The organism is Janthinobacterium sp. NKUCC08_JDC (assembly GCF_019345575.1).
GTDB classification, from domain to species: Bacteria; Pseudomonadota; Gammaproteobacteria; order Burkholderiales; family Burkholderiaceae_D; genus Janthinobacterium; species Janthinobacterium aestuarii.
Genome location: NZ_JAHKQW010000002.1, coordinates 318050 through 335468, shown reverse-complemented (window position 1 = coordinate 335468; position 17419 = coordinate 318050). Strand labels below are relative to the sequence as shown.

Below are 17419 nucleotides of genomic sequence, written 5' to 3'. Positions count from 1 at the left end.
TGGAAGTGCAGTTGAATCTGGCCCGCGACGGTGTGAGCCAGCGTATGCCACAGGGAGCGCCGCGATGATGAAATCGGCCCACATGATGTTGTTCTCGCGCGTGCTCGCCGCCATCTTTGGCGGCTATGCATTGACGTCCGGCGTGGCCGTGCTGCTGGCGGCCGTGCTGCCGCTGTCGCGCGCCGAAGCCGTGCTGACGGCTACCCTGAGCGCCTTCGTCGTCTATACCTGCGCCGTGATCTGGGTCTTTGCCGTGCAGGACTTGCGCCGCGCCTGGCTCGGCATGCTGCTGCCGGCCATCGCCTGCGGCGGCATCGGCCTGCTGCTGTCGCGGGGTGCCGCATGAATGCCGTCAAGGTAGACAAAGTGGTGAAAACGCCGCAGCAGGGCGGCTTGCGCCAGGCCATGGCCTGGCTGCATACGTGGAGCGGCCTGTGGATTTCCTGGCTGCTGTTCGCCATTTTCCTGACCGGCACCCTGGCCGTCTTCGACGAGCCGATCACCCACTGGATGACACCCGAACATGCACTGGAAGAGGCGGCGCATGCGAACGATCCGCCGCTGCCGAAGGTCACGGACCGTGGGCACCGCCTGGAACTGGCGCTCGACTTCATGGCGAAGGAACACCCGAAGGCGGACATGTGGGAAATCTGGCCCGTGCAGCGTCCCGGCCACGGCCTGTCCGCCTACTGGTTCCAGCCCGCCGGCGGCTATGGCTCGGCGGACCTCGATCCGCTGACGGGCGCCGTCATCGAACATGCGCGCGAGGCAACGCAGCGCGAAACCATCGGCGGCCACCATTTCGTCGATTTTCACTACGAGCTGCACGCGGGACGCATCGGCGTGTGGATCGTCGCCATCACCACCATGATCATGCTGGTGGCGCTGGTGAGCGGCGTTATCACGCACAAGCGCATCTTCAAGGATTTCTTCACCTTCCGCCCGGCCAAGGGCCAGCGTTCGTGGCTCGACGCGCACAACGCGGTGGCCGTGCTGACCTTGCCGTTCCAGTTCATGATCGCCTACACGGGCCTGGCGTTCTTCAGTGATGACTACGTGCCGGCCCCCGTGGTGGCGCAATACGGCATGGACAACGCCAAGAAGGCCTTCCTGGCCGACTGGAACGATGTGGGCAAGCCCGCGAAGACAGGCCAGCCGCTGGCCATTCCCGCGCTGGAACCGTACGCGCTGCGCGCCGAGCAGGCCATCGGCCAGGAAATCCGCGCCGTGGTATTGGACAACCCGAACGACGCCTCCATGCGCGTGTGCATGTACGGCTGGAATGAAGAGACGGACACGATGGAACGCATCAGCGCCAACACGGGCAGGGCTTGCTATGCGCTGTCCACCGGTGAGCAGGTCGCCATGCGCCGTCCCGGCGAGTCGGATACGGGCGGCGCGGGCCTGACGCGCGCCGTCATGTCGAACCTGCACATGGTGGGCTTTGGCGGTACGCCGATGCGCTGGCTGTACTTCTTCTGCGGCCTGGCCGGCACGGCCATGATGGGCACGGGCGCCATCCTGTTCATGGTCAAGCGCCGCCAGAAGTCCGGCGGCGAGTTCGGCGCCTATACGCAGCGCGTGTACCGCACCGTCGCCTGCCTGAACGTGGCGGCGATTGCCGGCCTGTCCATCGCCTGCGTGGGCTTCCTGTGGGCCAACCGCCTGATTCCCGTCGGCGTCGAGCACCGCGCCGGCTGGGAATTGCGCGCCTTCTTCGGCGTGTGGTTTGTGATGCTGGTGCACGCCTGCCTGCGCGCGGAAAAGCGCGCGTGGATCGAGCAACTGGGCTTGCTGGCGGCCCTGTGCCTGCTGCTGCCCGTGCTCAATGTACTGAGCACGGGCGACAGTCTGGCGGCGCAGATCGCGCGCGGCGACTGGGAAAGTGCCGGCGTGGAACTGGGCAGCATGGCCTTTGGCCTGCTGGCCGCCTGGGGCGCGTGGAAAGTCCACAAGCGCAAGGAAAAACCGGCCAGCAAGGCCGCCGCCAGGGAAAGCGCCGCGCCCACGGCCAGTCTGCAAATTAATACGGAAGGACAGTCATGATCCCTACCATCCTGTGCGCGCTGGGCCTGTCGTATGCGGGCATGGCCAGCCTCTCCTTGGCGATGGACCGCCACCATGGCCAGGTCTGGGGCAGGGATGCGGCGCCGAACGTGCGGCGCGCGCTGCAGCTGGCCGGCGCGGTCCTGCTGGCGCTGGCCATCTGGCCCTGCGTGGCCGGCTGGAGCGCGACCGTCGGCGTCGTCGCCTGGCTTGGTTTCATATCAGCCGGCGCGCTGCTGGTGGCCCTGTTGCTGCCGTATGCGCCCCGCTTGCTGTTTCGTAGTTCCCTGCTGGCAGCCGTCGCCGCGCTGGCAGGTCTTGTGACGTTCCTGCGGTGATATTCACCGCCATTTTCAAGGATAGACCGATGCACTTTCCACGTTTGGCGACACCGATTGATGTTGTGACTATATTGAAAGCGGCTGCCTGATGGCGGCCCGCCTGCCTTCCCGCCGCGCCCGCATCCTGGGCGGCGTGGTCTTGCTGGCGCTGTTCGGCGCCGGCGCACTGTGGGCCACGCGCGGCCCGAGCACCGTGTTCGACACGGCGCCCGTCAAGCGCGGCAATATCGAAGCGAGCGTCACGGCCATCGGCACCCTGCAGCCGCAAACCTATGTCGACGTGGGCGCGCAGGTGTCGGGCCAGATCACGCGTTTGCACGTGCAGCCGGGCAGCGACGTCGATAAAGGCCAGCTGCTGGCCGAGATCGACCCCAGCGTGCAGCAAGCCACGGTCGACGCAGGCCGCGCCGCGCTGGCGGGCTTGCGCGCGCAGCTGGCCGACCAGCAGGCGCAGCACCGCCTGGCGGGCCAGCAGCACGTGCGCCAGAAGCAGATGGCCAAGTTCGATTCGACCCCCTTGGCCGACCTGGAAACGGCCGAAGCCACGCTGGCCTCGGCCGGCGCCAAGATCGACCACCTGAAGGCGCAGATCGACCAGACCCAGGCCAGCCTGAAGGCGGACGAGGCGCGCCTCGGTTACACGCGCATCTACGCGCCGATGGCCGGCAAGGTGGTGGGCCTGGACGCGAAGGAAGGGCAAACCCTGAACGCCACGTACCAGACGCCGAACATCCTGCGCATCGCCGACCTGTCGGCCATGACGGTATGGACGGAAGTGTCGGAAGCGGACGTGCGCCGCGTGCGCCCGGACATGCCCGTGTACTTCACGACCCTGGGCGGCGACCAGCGGCGCTGGAGCGGCAAGGTGCGGCAAGTGCTGCCCGCGCCGCCGGTACCCGGCGGTTCCACCGCAGGCACGGCCCTGGCGCCGTCGACCAGCAAGGTGATCTTGTATACAGTGCTGTTCGACGTCGATAACGCCGATGGCGAACTGATGCCGCAGATGACGGCGCAAGTGGTGTTCGTCACGGCGGCGGCCAACAATGTGCTGGCCGTGCCCTTGCCGGCCCTGAAACCGTCGACGGAAGAAGGCGCCAAGCCGGGGCAGTTCACAGCCCGCGTGATGGATGCGGATGGCAAGGTCGATACGCGCGCCGTCACCGTCGGCGTGCGCAACCGCCTCAGCGCGGAAGTGCTGCAAGGCTTGCGCGAAGGCGAATTGCTGGTCACGGGCGAGCAGCCATCCAGCAGCGGCGCCAGCAGGTTCCAGCTGTGAGCGCGATGAGCGAGGCCGCGTCGCTGGGGCAACCCGGAGAATCTGGCCAGCCGGCGCCACTGATTGAACTGGAGGGTATCCGCAAGCGCTACGGCGGCCACGATGGCGCGCCGGCCGTGGAAGTGCTGCGCGGCCTGACCTTGGCTATCGGCGCCGGCGAATTCGTCGCCATCGTCGGCGCCTCCGGTTCCGGCAAGTCGACCCTGATGCATTTGCTCGGGTGCCTGGACCGCCCCAGCGACGGCACGTACCGCTTCGCCGGCCAGGACGTGGCCAGCCTGAACCCCGATGAACTGGCGTGGCTGCGGCGCGAAGCGTTCGGCTTCGTCTTCCAGGGGTATCACCTGATCGCCACGGAATCGGCGCGCGAAAACGTGGAAGTGCCGGCCCTGTACGCGGGCATGCCGGCAGCGGCCCGCCATGCGCGCTCGGAAGCGCTGCTCAAGCGCCTGGGCCTCGGTGAACGTTTGGATCACCGGCCGAACCAATTGTCGGGCGGGCAGCAGCAGCGCGTGTCGATCGCGCGCGCCCTGATGAATGGCGGGCGCATCATCCTCGCCGATGAGCCGACGGGGGCGTTAGATAGCAGCAGCGGCGCCGAAGTCATGGCCCTGCTGGGCGAACTGGCCGATGCGGGCCACACCATCATCCTCATTACGCATGACCGCAAGGTGGCGGCTCAGGCGCGCCGCGTGATCGAGATCAGCGATGGCGAAATCGTCGAAGACTCGGGCGCCATCGCCATTCCCGCCACGTCGACGGCCCTGCCGCCGCTGGACATGTCGCGCGCCGCCCACGACACGGGCGCGTCGCTGGGCACGGAGTTGCTCGATGCGGCCCGCGCGGCCTGGCGCGTGCTGTGGATCAACCGCTTCCGCACGGGCTTGACCTTGCTCGGCATCGTCATCGGCGTCGCTTCCGTGATCGTCATGCTGGCCATCGGCCTGGGCACGCGCCAGCAAGTGATGGCGCAACTGGGCGCGTTCGGCTCGAATCTGCTGTACATGGCGTCGCGCGGCGAAAGCTCGCGCATCCCGGGACGCAGCATCACCCTGGCCGACCTCGATGCGCTCAAGGACGTGCCGGGCATTTCCCACGTGCTGCCGAATGTCACGGGCAACAAGGTGATACGCCACGGCAACCTCGACGTGCAGACCTATGTGCGCGGCACGGGACCAGCCCTGCCGCAAATCCAGACCTGGCCCGTGGCCAAGGGCGGCTTCTTTACCGAGGAAGACGAGCGCGAGATGGCGACCGTGGCCGTGCTGGGTGCGCACCTGGCGGAAAAGCTGATGCCCGACGTACCCAACCCCGTGGGGCAGAGCATCCTGATCGGCAACGTGCCGTTCCAGGTGATCGGCGTGATGAGCGCGAAAGGCGCGCTGACGGGCGAGAAGGATGAAGACGACGTGCTGCTGCTGCCGTTTTCCACGGCCGGCATCCGCGTCTTCGGCCAGCGCGAGCCCACCTACACGGTGATGGCGGTGGACGACGTCAAGCGCGTGACGGAGGTGGAGGCGGCGGTCGACGCCACCATGTTCGAGCGCCACCGCATCCGCGACTACGGCATCAGCAACGCGGCCGCGTCGATCGCCGCCGAAGCCAAGACGCAGGACAACATGACCATGATGCTCAGCCTGATCGCGGCCGTTTCGCTGGTGGTGGGCGGCATCGGCGTCATGAACGTGATGCTGATGACGGTGCGCGAGCGCACGCGCGAAATCGGCATCCGCATGGCGACGGGTGCGCGCCGGCGGGACATCCTGCGCCAGTTCCTCACCGAAGCCGTGCTGGTGTCGGTGGTGGGCGGCGTGGCCGGCATCGTGGTCGGCGTGACGGTGGCCGGCTTGCTGCTGGTGTGGGACGTGCCGGTGATCTTTTCCCTGAGCGCCATCGCCGGCGCGTTTGCCTGCGCCGTGGTGACGGGGCTGGTGTTTGGCTTCATGCCGGCGCGCAAGGCGTCGGGACTCGATCCGGTGGTGGCACTGGCGGGACAGTAATAACAACGCCGGCAGCGTGGCTGTCGGCAAAAAAATGTTGCCCTGGCTCTAACACGCGGTACTATCTCCTGATAATAAAAGCAGTGTTTCGCGTGCCCTTGCGGGCACACACCAACCACCACAGGAGAACCCGATGCAGAAAAAATCAACCCTGAAGACCGGTATCGCCGCCGCCCTCATGCTGGCCTTCGGCATGGGCGCCGTGCAGGCGCAGGAAGTCGTGCGCCTGGGCAATTTGAAATTCGCCCATTACGGCGCCGTGTCGTACATCAAGGAAATCGCGCCCAAGTGCGGCATCAAGGTCGAAGAGCATATCTTCGCCAAGGGCCTCGACGTGATGCAGGCAATTATCGCGGGCGAGCTGGACGTGGGCGCGACGGCGTCCGAAGCGGCCATTTCCGGCCGCGCCGGCGGTGCCCCGATCTACGTGGTGGCCGGTTTTGCCAAGGGCGGCGCGCGCCTGGTGGGCGGGGCGGGGCAAAAGATCACCAGCGTCAAGGAGTTGAAGGGCAAGCGCGTGGGCGTGACGCGCGGCGGCATCCAGGAAGTGCTGCTGCTGGCCGAGCTGTCGCAAGCGGGCCTGACGTACTCGGAAACCAAGGGCAAGGATGTGCAACTGGTATTCCTCGCCTACGCCGACTTGAACCAGGCGCTGATGGGCAAGAATATCGACGCCATGATGCAGTCCGAGCCGCAATCGTCGCAGGCGATCAACAAGGGTTTCGGCACCGAGGTCATCAAACCGTACGACACGCCGATCGGCGAGCCCGTGCGGACCATGGTGATGACGGAAAAGTTCTACAAGGAACGCCGTCCCGTGGCGGAAAAATTCATGCGCTGTTTCGTCGAAGCGACCAAGACCTTTATCGACAACAAGGCGACGGCGGAAAAATATGTGCGCGAAGTCGTGTTCCGCGGCCAGATCACGAAGGATGACTTCGACGACGCAATCAGCAATTCGCCGTATTCGTACGACATCTCGCCCGAGCATATCCAGATCACCACCGATGTGATGGTGAAGACGGGCGTGGGCCGCATGACGAAGCCGCCCGTGGCCAAGGACTGGGTCAAGACGGACTTGCTGGAGCAGGCGAAAAAGAGCCTGAACGTGAAGTAAATCAGGCAGCCATGAAAAAAACCTCCGCACCAGCGATGGCGCGGAGGTTTTTTTATGGAAGGAGGGCCTTAGCGGGCGTTAAAACCCATCCAGCCCTTCTCCGTCTGGCGGAAGCTCAGCGTGTAGATGCGGGTCAGCTCATCGCCTTTCTTCAGCTGGCGGCTGATGATGGCGCCGTAATTGTCTTGCACGAGCTGGTCCGACCATTGCATCAGGTTGTCGAAACGCTCGGCCGTCATCGCCGCCTGGCGCGCCAGCAGCGGCGCGGGAATCGCCTTCTTTTCCTGCTGCTGCACCCAGAAGTCGCGGAAGACCTTGTTCTCTCCGCCCATGCCGCGCGCCATCAGGCCCAGGCCCATGGTCATGCCCACGGAGCCGTCCGTCTTTGCCTGCGTTTCGAGCTTGTCGGCCACGTCGGCCAGCAATTCCAGGTAGCCCACCTTGGCGCGCAGCACGGCCGAGCCCTTGATTTCGTACTGTTCGTTCTCTTTCCAGCCGTTCAGCTTTTCCAGCTTTGCAATGTCGAAGTACTCCTTGTACAGGTCATAGCTTTGGATGGACGTGCGGAAATACTCCTCGTATGTGGATTGGGAAGGCGCATCTTTCATGCAACCGCTTAATACGGTGCAGGCGGCCAGCAGGAGACAGGTCCAGGAAATTTTTTTGAAAGAAAACATGGCGGTGGTGGGCGAGTGGCGAAAAGTGAAAGATTGTTGCTCTATGGACATAATTATAGGGCTGGCTCATCCAGATGGCAACGTGGCCGTGACGCGGCGGCAGTGCGCCGCAGGAAAGATTGCCAAAATCTTGAGGGTGCGCCACCCCGCCGCGCCCGAGGCGCGATATCATGGCAGGCTTGCGGTGTCGGCTGGCGGCGAATTGCCTGCAGCCCATACTGTCGCTTGAATCGCGCTTGCCGGCTATGGTGTAAACTTAAACTATGCAGATCTATTTCTTTTTCATCGCCGCCCTGTTATATGCGGCGTGCGCGGTGCTTCCCTCGTCCCGTGCCCGGCTCATCGCCGGCCTGACCGGCGTCGCCTGGCTGGCGCACGCCGCCACCCTGTGGTTCGACCTGATGGCGCCGGGCACCTTGCGCTTCGGTTTTTCCGCCATGCTGTCGGCCGCGCTGTGGGTCTCGGTGGGCGCCTACTGGATAGAGAACCGCAATTTCAGCCTGGACGGACTGCGCCGCATGGTCATGCCCAGCGCCGTTCTCGCCATTGGCCTGGCTTGGGCCTTTCCCGGCAGCCAGGTCAGCATGGAAGGCAAGTCGGCCATTTTCGGCTGGCATATTGCCGTGGCCGTGCTCGCCTACAGCACCCTGACGATTGCCGCCTTTCACGCCGTGCTGATGGCGCTGCAGGAATCGCGTCTGCATACGCGCAGCGAAAGCCGCGGCTTCATCGGCACGGCGCTGGACCAGCTGCCAGCCCTGCTGACGATGGAAAAGCTGCTGTTCCGCATGATCGGCCTGGGTTTTATTTTGCTCAGCCTGACCGTGCTGTCGGGCATCGTGTTTTCTGAGCAACTGTTTGGCAAGGCGCTCAACTGGGATCACAAATCCGTGTTTACCATGCTGTCGTGGCTGCTGTTTGCCTCGCTGCTGGCAGGCCGGCGCTTTCGCGGCTGGCGCGGCAAGACGGCCCTGAGCTTTACCCTGGCCGGTTTCGCCACCTTGCTGCTGGCCTATGTCGGCAGCCGTTTTGTACTGGAAGTGGTTTTACACCGAGGATTCGCATGACACGTGTTTTATTCTGGCTGGCGCTGGTGTTCCTGGTGCTGTTTGCGATCCGCAGCAAGATCCGTGGCATGCAGCAGCGCGCCCGCGCGCAGCAACAACAGCAGCCGAACCCGTTTGCGCCGCCCGGCCGGCCGCAGGAATTGCCTGATGCCGAGCTGATGCTGTGCTGCGCCCACTGCGGCGTGTACTACCCGGCCTCCGAAAACGTGCAGGCCAAGGGCCACGATTACTGCAGCCACGCGCACGCCACCTTGTAAGGGCAAGCCCGCAGGTGCGCTCGCGTTGCTCATCCGTATCGTAACGTCCTCCGGCCTCCGTCCGGCGTAGCATCTGCATGAGGCGGTTCGTCGCCGCCATTGCGGAAAGGCGCGCTTCCATGTCCCGTCCCAATCCTGGTCCGGATACCGTGACCGCCACCGGCATGCCGCCGGCGCCGCAACTGAGCGGCAACTCGCTGCCCATGCAGGCGCTGCGCGCGCAGATCGGCCGCATCGCCCGCTGTGGCGCGCCGGTGGCCATCCGCGGCGAATCGGGCACGGGCAAGGAACTGGCGGCGCGCGCCATCCATGCCCAGGGCGCGCGCGCCAGCTTCCCGTTTATCGCCGTCAACTGCGGCGCCATTCCCGAAGCGCTGATGGAAGCGGAATTCTTCGGCTGCCGCCCGGGCGCTTATACGGGCGCGCGGCACGAACGCCAGGGTTTGTTCCAGGCGGCCCATGGCGGCAGCCTGTTGCTCGATGAAGTCGACGACCTGCCGCTGGCCATGCAGGTAAAGCTGTTGCGCGTGCTGCAGGAGCGCCGCGTGCGCAAGCTGGGCGGCAGTAATGACGAAGCCGTCGACGTGCGCATCCTGTGCGCGAGCCAGCATGGCCTGGCGCGCGGCGTGGCCGCCGGCACGTTCCGCCAGGACCTGTTTTACCGGCTCAACGTGATCGAGCTGGCGTTGCCTCCGCTGCGCGAGCGGCGCGGCGATCTGCAGGTATTATGTGAGGTGATCCTCGCGCGCCTGTCGCCACGCCGGACCGTGAGCCTGGCGCCGCCGGTGCTTGCGGCCCTGGGTGCGTATGCGTTTCCCGGCAATGTGCGCGAACTGGAAAACGTGCTGGAGCGGGCGCTGGCGTTTGCCGACGGCGGCGTGATCGCGCTCGACGGGCTGGCCTTGCCATCCACGGCGGGTACTATGCCTTTGCGGGCGGCGCCGGCATTGCCGGCCTTGCCGGAACGGCAACTGTGCCTGCCCGGCATGGCGGCGCATGGCGTGGCCCCCGTCCTGCCGCTCGACGTGTATTTGCGCCAGGCCGAGCGCGACATGATCATGCTGGCGCTGGTGCAGGCGCGCTACCACCGCGCACGGGCGGCGGGCCAGCTGGGCTTGAGCGTGCGCCAGTTGCGTTACCGCATGCAGAAATTGACGATACAGGAAGCTTTACTTGATGAGCGTATGGACGATAGATGAAGACGGCTGGTGCGACGGCGCGCTGCGCTATGACTCGCCGCACCACGATGCGCGCCCGGACGGTGCACAAGTCGACTTGCTGGTGATCCATAACATCAGCTTGCCGGGCGGCCACTTTGGCGGGCCGCATGTGTCGGACTTGTTTACGGGCCGGGTAGATTATAATGCCGATCCTTCTTTCGCCGACCTGCGTGGCTTGCAGGTGTCGGCACACTTTTTTGTGCGGCGCGATGGTGCGTTGTTGCAATATGTTTCTACTGATCAACGTGCCTGGCATGCGGGCGCGTCCATGTTCGAAGGACGCCCGCAGTGCAATGGCTATTCCATCGGTATCGAAATGGAAGGCGCGGACGATGTGCCCTTCCAGCGGCGGCAATACCATGTGCTGGCGGCGCTGACGGCGGCGCTGGTGGCGCGCTACGGGCTGTCGCAGGTGCGCGGCCACGAGCATATCGCGCCGGGGAGGAAGACGGATCCGGGGCCGTTTTTTGACTGGCATTTTTATCAAAAATGCTGGCTGGAAACCTTGCAAGGGCAGCCTGCGTTAGCGCTTACTTCGCGGGGATTGGGCTTTCCATCCACACCCTGAAAAGTCAACCGAAATCGTATATGAAAATACAAAAAATTACGCCGGCGGATGCCGGAAAACTATTGCATCACCCTCCGATGGGTACTACAATTAGTGCAGAAGTTGGATGTAAAGACTATATCTAGTGCCATCACAGACGTTTTCAGAATTATTGTCAAAGCTACCCGGATTGCTGATAAAGCACTGGAACTGGCGGTTTATCACCCTTGATCGTGTTTCGCGCCAGCCGGGCAGTACGGTGTGGCGATATGGCTTCTGACTCTGTTTTATGCATTAAGAATTTACTATTTAGCAACAAATACCTGAAGAAACCCTGACCATCGGGCGTTCTATTCAACAACACACGCGGCAGCAAAACTGCAGGCTGACTTTAGCTGACAACGGGAGCTTCAATGCAATCACCACAAGATATTTCCATCCATCCAACGCCAGTATCGCCAGCGCCAGGCGCGGCCAACAGCGTGGCGAGCACGGGCGCGGCATTGGGCGACTATCGCATCATCCGCCGCAACGGCGCAGTGGTGGCATTTGAGCCTTCGAAGATCGCGATCGCCATGACCAAGGCGTTTTTGGCCGTTAACGGCGGCCAGGGCGCAGCCTCGGCACGCATCCGCGAACTGGTGGAACAGCTGACCGACGGCGTCGTCGCCGCGCTGGTGCGCCGCCATCCGGGCGGCGGCACCTTCCATATCGAAGACGTGCAAGACCAGGTGGAACTGTCGCTGATGCGTTCGGGCGAGCACGACGTGGCGCGTGCCTACGTGCTGTACCGCGCCAAGCACATGGAAGAGCGCCGCCTGCAGAAGGAAGCGCAAGGCGCGTCCGCGCAAGTGACCGCGCCCCAGCTGAACGTCACCGACAACGGCGTGCGCCGCCTGCTGGACATGCAGGAAGTGCGCGACCTGATCAACGCCGCCTGCGCCGGCCTGGAAAAGCACGTCGATGCCGACGCCATCCTGGCTGAAACCGTGAAAAACCTGTACGACGGCGTGCCTGTCGAAGAGCTGCACAAGTCGGCCATCCTGGCGGCGCGCGCGCTGATGGAAAAAGATCCGGCCTACAGCCAGGTCACGGCCCGCATCCTGCTGCACACGGTGCGCAAGGAAGTGTTCGGCAAGGAAGTGCCGCAAGCGGCCGCTGCCGCCGAATACCTGACGTATTTCCCGCAATACATTGCCAAGGGTATCGCCGCTGAGCTGCTGAACCCGGTACTCGCCAGTTTCGACCTGGAGCGCCTGGCCAAAGCCATCGTCGCCGACCGCGACTTGCAGTTCGGTTACATCGGCCTGCAAACCCTGTACGACCGCTACTTCCTGCACATCCAGGACGTGCGCATCGAAATGCCGCAGGCGTTCTACATGCGCGTGGCCATGGGCCTTGCGCTGAACGAAGCGGACCGCGAAGCACGCGCCATCGAGTTCTACAGCCTGCTGTCCTCGTTCGACTTCATGAGCTCGACGCCGACCCTGTTCAATTCGGGCACCCTGCGCTCGCAGCTGTCGTCGTGCTACCTGAGCACCGTCTCCGATGACCTCGAAGGCATCTACGACGCCATCAAGGATAATGCGCTGCTGGCCAAGTTCGCCGGCGGCCTGGGCAACGACTGGACGCCAGTGCGCGCCCTGGGCGCCCACATCAAGGGCACCAACGGCAAGTCGCAAGGCGTGGTACCGTTCCTGAAAGTGGTCAACGACACGGCCGTGGCAGTCAACCAGGGCGGCAAACGCAAGGGCGCTGTCTGCGCCTACCTGGAAACCTGGCACATGGACATCGAGGAATTCCTCGACCTGCGCAAGAACACGGGCGACGACCGCCGCCGCACGCACGACATGAACACGGCGAACTGGATTCCCGACATGTTCATGAAGCGCGTCATGGAAAAAGGCGACTGGACCCTGTTCTCGCCATCGGACACGCCAGACCTGCACGACAAGGTCGGCAAGGCTTTTGAACAGGCTTACCTGGGCTATGAAGCCAAGGCCGCCGCCGGCGAAATCCGCGTCTTCAAAAAGATCGCCGCGCTGGACCTGTGGCGCAAGATGCTGTCGATGCTGTTTGAAACGGGCCACCCATGGATCACGTTCAAGGATCCTTGCAACATCCGCAGCCCGCAGTCGCACGTCGGCGTCGTCCACAGCTCGAACTTGTGCACGGAAATCACGCTGAACACGGGCCCTGACGAAATCGCCGTCTGCAACCTCGGTTCCGTCAACATGCCGGCGCACATGAAGGAAGGCAAGCTCGATCACGTCAAGCTGGCCAAGACCATCCGCACCGCCATGCGCATGCTCGACAACGTCATCGACATCAACTACTACGCCGTCGACAAGGCGCGCAATTCGAACATGCGCCACCGTCCGGTCGGCATGGGCGTGATGGGCTTCCAGGACTGCCTGCACATGATGCGCGTGCCGTTCGCCTCGGACGCCGCCGTATCGTTTGCCGACACCTCGATGGAAGCCGTCTGCTACTACGCCTACCTGGCGTCGACGGAACTGGCCGAAGAGCGCGGCCGCTATGAATCGTACGCCGGTTCGCTGTGGGACCGCGGCATCCTGCCGCAGGATTCGGTCAAACTGCTGGCCGAAGAGCGCGGCGGCTACCTGGAAGTCGATTCCTCGTCGGCCATGGACTGGACCCCGGTGCGCGAACGCATCGCCAAGTTCGGCATGCGCAACTCGAATTGCGTGGCGATCGCCCCGACGGCGACAATTTCGAACATCATCGGCGTGTCGGCCTGTATCGAGCCGACGTTCCAGAACCTGTACGTGAAATCGAACCTGTCGGGCGAATTCACCGAGATCAACGGCTACCTGGTGCGCGACCTGAAGGCGCGCGACCTGTGGGATGAAGTCATGATCTCCGACCTGAAGTACTTCGACGGCTCGCTGGTGAAGATCGACCGCATCCCGCAAGACCTGCGCGACATCTACGCCACGGCCTTCGAAGTGTCGCCAAGCTGGCTGGTGGAAGCGGCTTCGCGTCGCCAGAAGTGGATCGACCAGGCCCAGTCGTTGAACATCTATATGGCTGGCGCATCGGGCAAGAAACTGGACGAAACCTACAAGCTGGCATGGCTGCGTGGCCTGAAAACCACCTACTACCTGCGTACCATCGCCGCTACCCACATGGAGAAATCGACCTCCAAGACGGGCGCCCTGAACGCCGTGGCAGTCGACGGCGGCATGTCGGCCAGCGCGCAAAGCGCCCAGGCAGCGGTCGTGGCGGCAGCAGCGGTGGCCGTGGCGCCAGTGGTGGCGGCGGCAGCGGACGACGCCGATGGCGAAGCCTGCTACCTGCGCCCAGGTGATGACGGTTTCGAAGAGTGCGAAGCCTGCCAGTAAAAACCTGCTGCGCAGCCCCCTCTCGGGTTCTGTGTTGCTCACCGTACTAAAGTACGGCTGCGCTACTCGACCCGATATCGGGCTTGCTCGTGACGGTTTTTAAAAAATTTAAAGTTGTCAGCCCAGAGCGTCTGAGCTGATTCAATGTTGTCAATATCCGCATTGTCCGATTCAACGGGCCTGTTGCGGATCGCCGGCTCGCCGGCATGGAAAGGAAGAAGAATATGTCGTTGTCCTGGGATGATGAAACCACGTCGGCAGCTGTGCCGCGTCCGGCGCAGCAAGCGCCATTGGGAAATACCGAATTGAACCTGCCGGCAGGTGCCGAGCCGTCCGAAGCGAACGCCGAGCAAGTGGCGCGCCGCGTGAATGCCGACGACAAGCGCATCATCAACGGCAAGACGGACGTCAACCAGCTGGTGCCGTTCAAGTACAAATGGGCGTGGGACAAATACCTGGCCGGCTGCGCCAACCACTGGATGCCGCAGGAAGTGAACATGCAGCGCGATATCGAGCTGTGGAAGAATCCGAACGGCCTGACGGACGACGAGCGCCGCCTGGTCAAGCGCAACCTGGGCTTCTTCGTGACGGCCGACTCGCTGGCCGCCAACAATATCGTGCTGGGCACCTACCGCCACATCACGGCGCCCGAGTGCCGCCAGTACCTGCTGCGCCAGGCGTTCGAGGAAGCGATCCACACGCACGCCTACCAGTACATCGTCGAATCGCTGGGCCTGGACGAAGGCGAGATCTTCAACGCCTACAACGAAGTCAAGTCGATCCGCGACAAGGATGAATTCCTGATCCCGTTCATCAACACCCTGACCGACCCTGCGTTCGTCACCGGCACGGTGGAAAACGACCAGAAGCTGCTCAAATCCCTGATCGTGTTTGCCTGCCTGATGGAAGGCTTGTTCTTCTACGTCGGCTTCACGCAGATCCTGGCGCTGGGCCGCCAGAACAAGATGATGGGCGCGGCGGAACAGTATCAGTACATCCTGCGCGACGAATCGATGCACTGCAACTTCGGCATCGACTTGATCAACACGATCAAGATGGAAAACCCGCAGCTGTGGACGGCCGAATTCCGCGAAGAGATTAAAGTGTTGTTCATGCAGGCCGTGGAACTGGAATACGCATACGCGGAAGACACCATGCCGCGCGGCGTGCTGGGTCTGAACGCGCCGATGTTCAAGGGCTATTTGCGCTTCATCGCCAACCGCCGCGCGCAGCAGATCGGCATCGAGCCGCTGTTCGCCCAGGAAGAAAATCCATTCCCGTGGATGAGCGAAATGATCGACATGAAGAAGGAACGCAACTTCTTCGAGACGCGCGTGACGGAATACCAGACCGGCGGCGCGCTGAACTGGGAATAAGCCAGCCGATAGCGTCACAAGTCATGTATGTAACAAAGGCCTCGCAAATGCGGGGCCTTTTGCTATCTGGCGAGCTTATTGAACGGGCTCACACGGTCGGGATGGTACGGCCCGTGATCAGCACGCGCTTGTCCTTGAAATCGGTATTCATGCGCCGATCTCCAGGGCCTGGATGCGGTTGCCGGCGAGCGTGAAGACAAAGCGCAGCGCCAGCGGGCTGCCGGGGAAACTGCCGCTGACGCTGCCGGTGACCACGCAGCGCGCGCCCTGGGTGTCGGCCGCGATGGGGCTGACGGTGGCGCCGTACTGCTGGCTGCCAGCTTCTTTCCAGGCCTGGATGGCGGCATGGCCCGCGTGGGACCGGCCTTCGTCGTGAACGACGCCATCGGCGGTGAAGCACTGCGCCACGGCCTTGCTATCGTGATGCTTGTCGGCGCTAAAGTAGTCGCCGACGATGGCCGGCATGAGGAGAGACATGGTGCTTCCTTTCAATGGAGAGTAGGGAGCGACCATCATATGGCCTTCAATTGCAGAGAAATAGTAGAGCAGGGGGGATAGGCTTTACACTTCAGGTTCATTATTGGCGGCGTGATCGCGCATGAAAACTAACTCTCTCGATGGCATCCGTACCTTTCTCGCGGTCGCCGAGCGCAAAAGTTTCAGCGCCGCGGCACTGCAGCTTGGCGTGACGGTGACGGCCGTCAGCAAGGCGGTCAAGGTGATGGAGCGCCAGCATGGCGTGCTGCTCTTCAAGCGCAATACGCGCAATGTCGCCTTCACCGAAGCCGGCGCGGGCCTGTACGCCAGCCTGGCCGGCGCCACCCGGCAGATCGATGACGCCTTCGCCGCGCTGACCATGTTTCGCGACCGGCCCGCCGGCCATTTGCGGCTGACGGTGCCGCGCGCGCTGGTGATGCGCGCATTGATACCGCGTTTTCGCGGCAGCTATCCTGACGTGACCATCGACCTGTCGCTCGACGATGGCGCCGTCGATCTGCTGGCGCATGGTTACGATGCGGGCATCCGCCTGGGACAGTCGGTGGAGCAGGAGATGGTGGCCGTGCGCCTGACGGGCGACTTGCGCTGGTCCGTGGTTGGCGCGCCCGGCTACTTCGAGCGGAAAGGGCGGCCGCTGATTCCGGAAGACCTGATGCGCCACGATACGCTGGCCTACCGCTTCCACACTTCCGGTGCCTTGCACCGCTGGCGCTTCATGCGCGATGGCGAGGAGTTTCTGGTGGAAACCGGCGCGCCCCTGGTCGTCAATGACACCACGCTGATCGCCGATTTCGCGCGCTCGGGTCTGGGCCTGGCGTATATGCCCGACGTGGAAATCGAAGCTGACCTGGCCAGCGGCAGCTTGCTGCGGGTGCTGGAAAACTACGTGCCGCCGACGAGCGGATTGTTCCTGTATTTTCCCGCGCGTACCCAAAGCCAGCCAAAACTGCGCGCCTTCATCGATACGGCGCTGGCGCTTTCCCGGCCTGCGTCTTCCGGCGACACGCGCTAGCCTCGCCTGCTTTTTCCAGCCTGCCGCCATCATCCTGGAGACCGGCTGAGGCATCGCCTGCCGCGTTTTTTTCGCACTGCTTTTTCATGGCGCGCAGTGGCGCGGCGGCGCAGAAAAGTGCGGCCATTTTTTTGCCGCATCGCGCACGCCGCGACGCATTTTTTTGATGGCGCCAATGCGCGCGGGGCGGGGTGTAAATATCGTTTCCGCACACGCTGGCGGCGGCATTTGCCGCGCGATTGTGCGATAGCACGCGTATCGTGCAAAAAAGCGGACGAAAACGTGTCGTGCCGGTTGCGCATTGACAAGGTTTTCGTGTACTTTATGAGATTGCAAATGCGAGCGTTAGAATGCGGGGTTTTTTAACCAGCGCGGTAGCGGAAAAACCTCGCAAAACAGGGATACAGATTTACACGGATATGCACAAAACCACACCGTTTTCGTCTGCCGCCGTGCCCGAATTTTTTCAGGCATGGCGGTTTTTTATTTGACGCATCGGTGTTGTGGCGAGCGCGATGCGAGGAGCGAAAAAACGCACGGCATCGAAAACGAATGACCGAATTCAGACTTTGCCACCAGCTGCGAGATAAAGCAGGGTGGCACCGACGATGGCTGAAGTG

At 63.3% G+C, this 17419-nt stretch carries 16 protein-coding genes; 14 read left to right on the top strand and 2 right to left on the bottom strand.

The genetic code is table 11. The features are described from left to right. Positions 1–64 precede the first annotated feature (64 nt). The 6 genes from KO538_RS07560 (at position 65) to KO538_RS07535 (ending at position 6780) form a co-directional block, all read left to right on the top strand. Positions 65–346, top strand: coding sequence for a hypothetical protein (locus tag KO538_RS07560; protein ID WP_080698408.1), 282 nt, complete (start codon positions 65–67; stop codon positions 344–346). Next, positions 343–2046 (top strand): PepSY domain-containing protein, encoded by a 1704-nt coding sequence (locus KO538_RS07555; protein WP_219327920.1) that lies wholly within the window; start codon positions 343–345, stop codon positions 2044–2046. Before KO538_RS07560 ends, KO538_RS07555 begins: the two co-directional genes overlap by 4 nt. After that, complete coding sequence (locus tag KO538_RS07550; protein WP_034746576.1) at positions 2043–2384, top strand: DUF3325 domain-containing protein; 342 nt, start codon at positions 2043–2045, stop codon at positions 2382–2384. The genes KO538_RS07555 and KO538_RS07550 overlap by 4 nt, the downstream gene beginning before the upstream one ends. A gap of 91 nt (positions 2385–2475) precedes the next feature. Next, entirely contained in the window at positions 2476–3663 is a 1188-nt protein-coding gene (locus KO538_RS07545; RefSeq protein WP_219327919.1) for an efflux RND transporter periplasmic adaptor subunit, read from the top strand. Between the two features lie 5 nt (positions 3664–3668). Next, positions 3669–5663, top strand: coding sequence for a MacB family efflux pump subunit (locus KO538_RS07540; RefSeq protein WP_219328148.1), 1995 nt, complete (start codon positions 3669–3671; stop codon positions 5661–5663). A gap of 133 nt (positions 5664–5796) precedes the next feature. Continuing rightward, positions 5797–6780: an ABC transporter substrate-binding protein gene (locus KO538_RS07535; RefSeq protein WP_034746579.1), complete on the top strand. Its 984-nt coding sequence runs from the start codon at positions 5797–5799 to the stop codon at positions 6778–6780. Between the two features lie 68 nt (positions 6781–6848). Here the strand turns inward: KO538_RS07535 and KO538_RS07530 are convergent, their stop codons facing one another. Next, positions 6849–7388 (bottom strand): hypothetical protein, encoded by a 540-nt coding sequence (locus KO538_RS07530; RefSeq protein WP_034746582.1) that lies wholly within the window; start codon positions 7386–7388, stop codon positions 6849–6851. Between KO538_RS07530 and KO538_RS07525 the strand changes: the two genes are divergently transcribed. The 7 genes from KO538_RS07525 to KO538_RS07495 all read left to right on the top strand — a co-directional run bounded on the left by KO538_RS07525 (position 7387) and on the right by KO538_RS07495 (position 15289). Next, on the top strand, positions 7387–7686 hold the full coding sequence (locus tag KO538_RS07525; RefSeq protein ID WP_034746585.1) for a hypothetical protein: 300 nt from the start codon (positions 7387–7389) through the stop codon (positions 7684–7686). The genes KO538_RS07530 and KO538_RS07525 overlap by 2 nt on opposite strands. 34 nt (positions 7687–7720) lie before the next feature. Continuing rightward, on the top strand, positions 7721–8524 hold the full coding sequence (locus tag KO538_RS07520) for an inner membrane protein YpjD (RefSeq protein WP_034746588.1): 804 nt from the start codon (positions 7721–7723) through the stop codon (positions 8522–8524). Then, positions 8521–8781 carry a PP0621 family protein gene (locus KO538_RS07515; protein ID WP_034746591.1) on the top strand — a complete coding sequence of 87 codons (261 nt, stop codon included), beginning with the start codon at positions 8521–8523 and terminating at the stop codon, positions 8779–8781. Before KO538_RS07520 ends, KO538_RS07515 begins: the two co-directional genes overlap by 4 nt. Positions 8782–8900: 119 nt before the next feature. Next, positions 8901–9980 (top strand): sigma-54-dependent Fis family transcriptional regulator, encoded by a 1080-nt coding sequence (locus tag KO538_RS07510; protein ID WP_051990789.1) that lies wholly within the window; start codon positions 8901–8903, stop codon positions 9978–9980. Beyond that, positions 9958–10569 carry a 1,6-anhydro-N-acetylmuramyl-L-alanine amidase AmpD gene (gene ampD / locus KO538_RS07505; protein ID WP_034746594.1) on the top strand — a complete coding sequence of 204 codons (612 nt, stop codon included), beginning with the start codon at positions 9958–9960 and terminating at the stop codon, positions 10567–10569. Before KO538_RS07510 ends, ampD begins: the two co-directional genes overlap by 23 nt. A 392-nt stretch (positions 10570–10961) precedes the next feature. Next, the gene (locus KO538_RS07500; RefSeq protein ID WP_034746597.1) at positions 10962–13913 is read left to right on the top strand and encodes a ribonucleoside-diphosphate reductase subunit alpha; all 2952 of its coding nucleotides are present in this window, start codon (positions 10962–10964) and stop codon (positions 13911–13913) included. 224 nt (positions 13914–14137) lie between these two features. Then, complete coding sequence (locus tag KO538_RS07495; RefSeq protein ID WP_034746600.1) at positions 14138–15289, top strand: ribonucleotide-diphosphate reductase subunit beta; 1152 nt, start codon at positions 14138–14140, stop codon at positions 15287–15289. Between the two features lie 147 nt (positions 15290–15436). Here the strand turns inward: KO538_RS07495 and KO538_RS07490 are convergent, their stop codons facing one another. Continuing rightward, entirely contained in the window at positions 15437–15766 is a 330-nt protein-coding gene (locus tag KO538_RS07490; protein WP_219327918.1) for a nuclear transport factor 2 family protein, read from the bottom strand. Between the two features lie 121 nt (positions 15767–15887). Between KO538_RS07490 and KO538_RS07485 the strand changes: the two genes are divergently transcribed. Continuing rightward, positions 15888–16799 (top strand): LysR family transcriptional regulator, encoded by a 912-nt coding sequence (locus KO538_RS07485; protein ID WP_219327917.1) that lies wholly within the window; start codon positions 15888–15890, stop codon positions 16797–16799. The last annotated feature ends 620 nt before the right edge of the window (positions 16800–17419 follow it).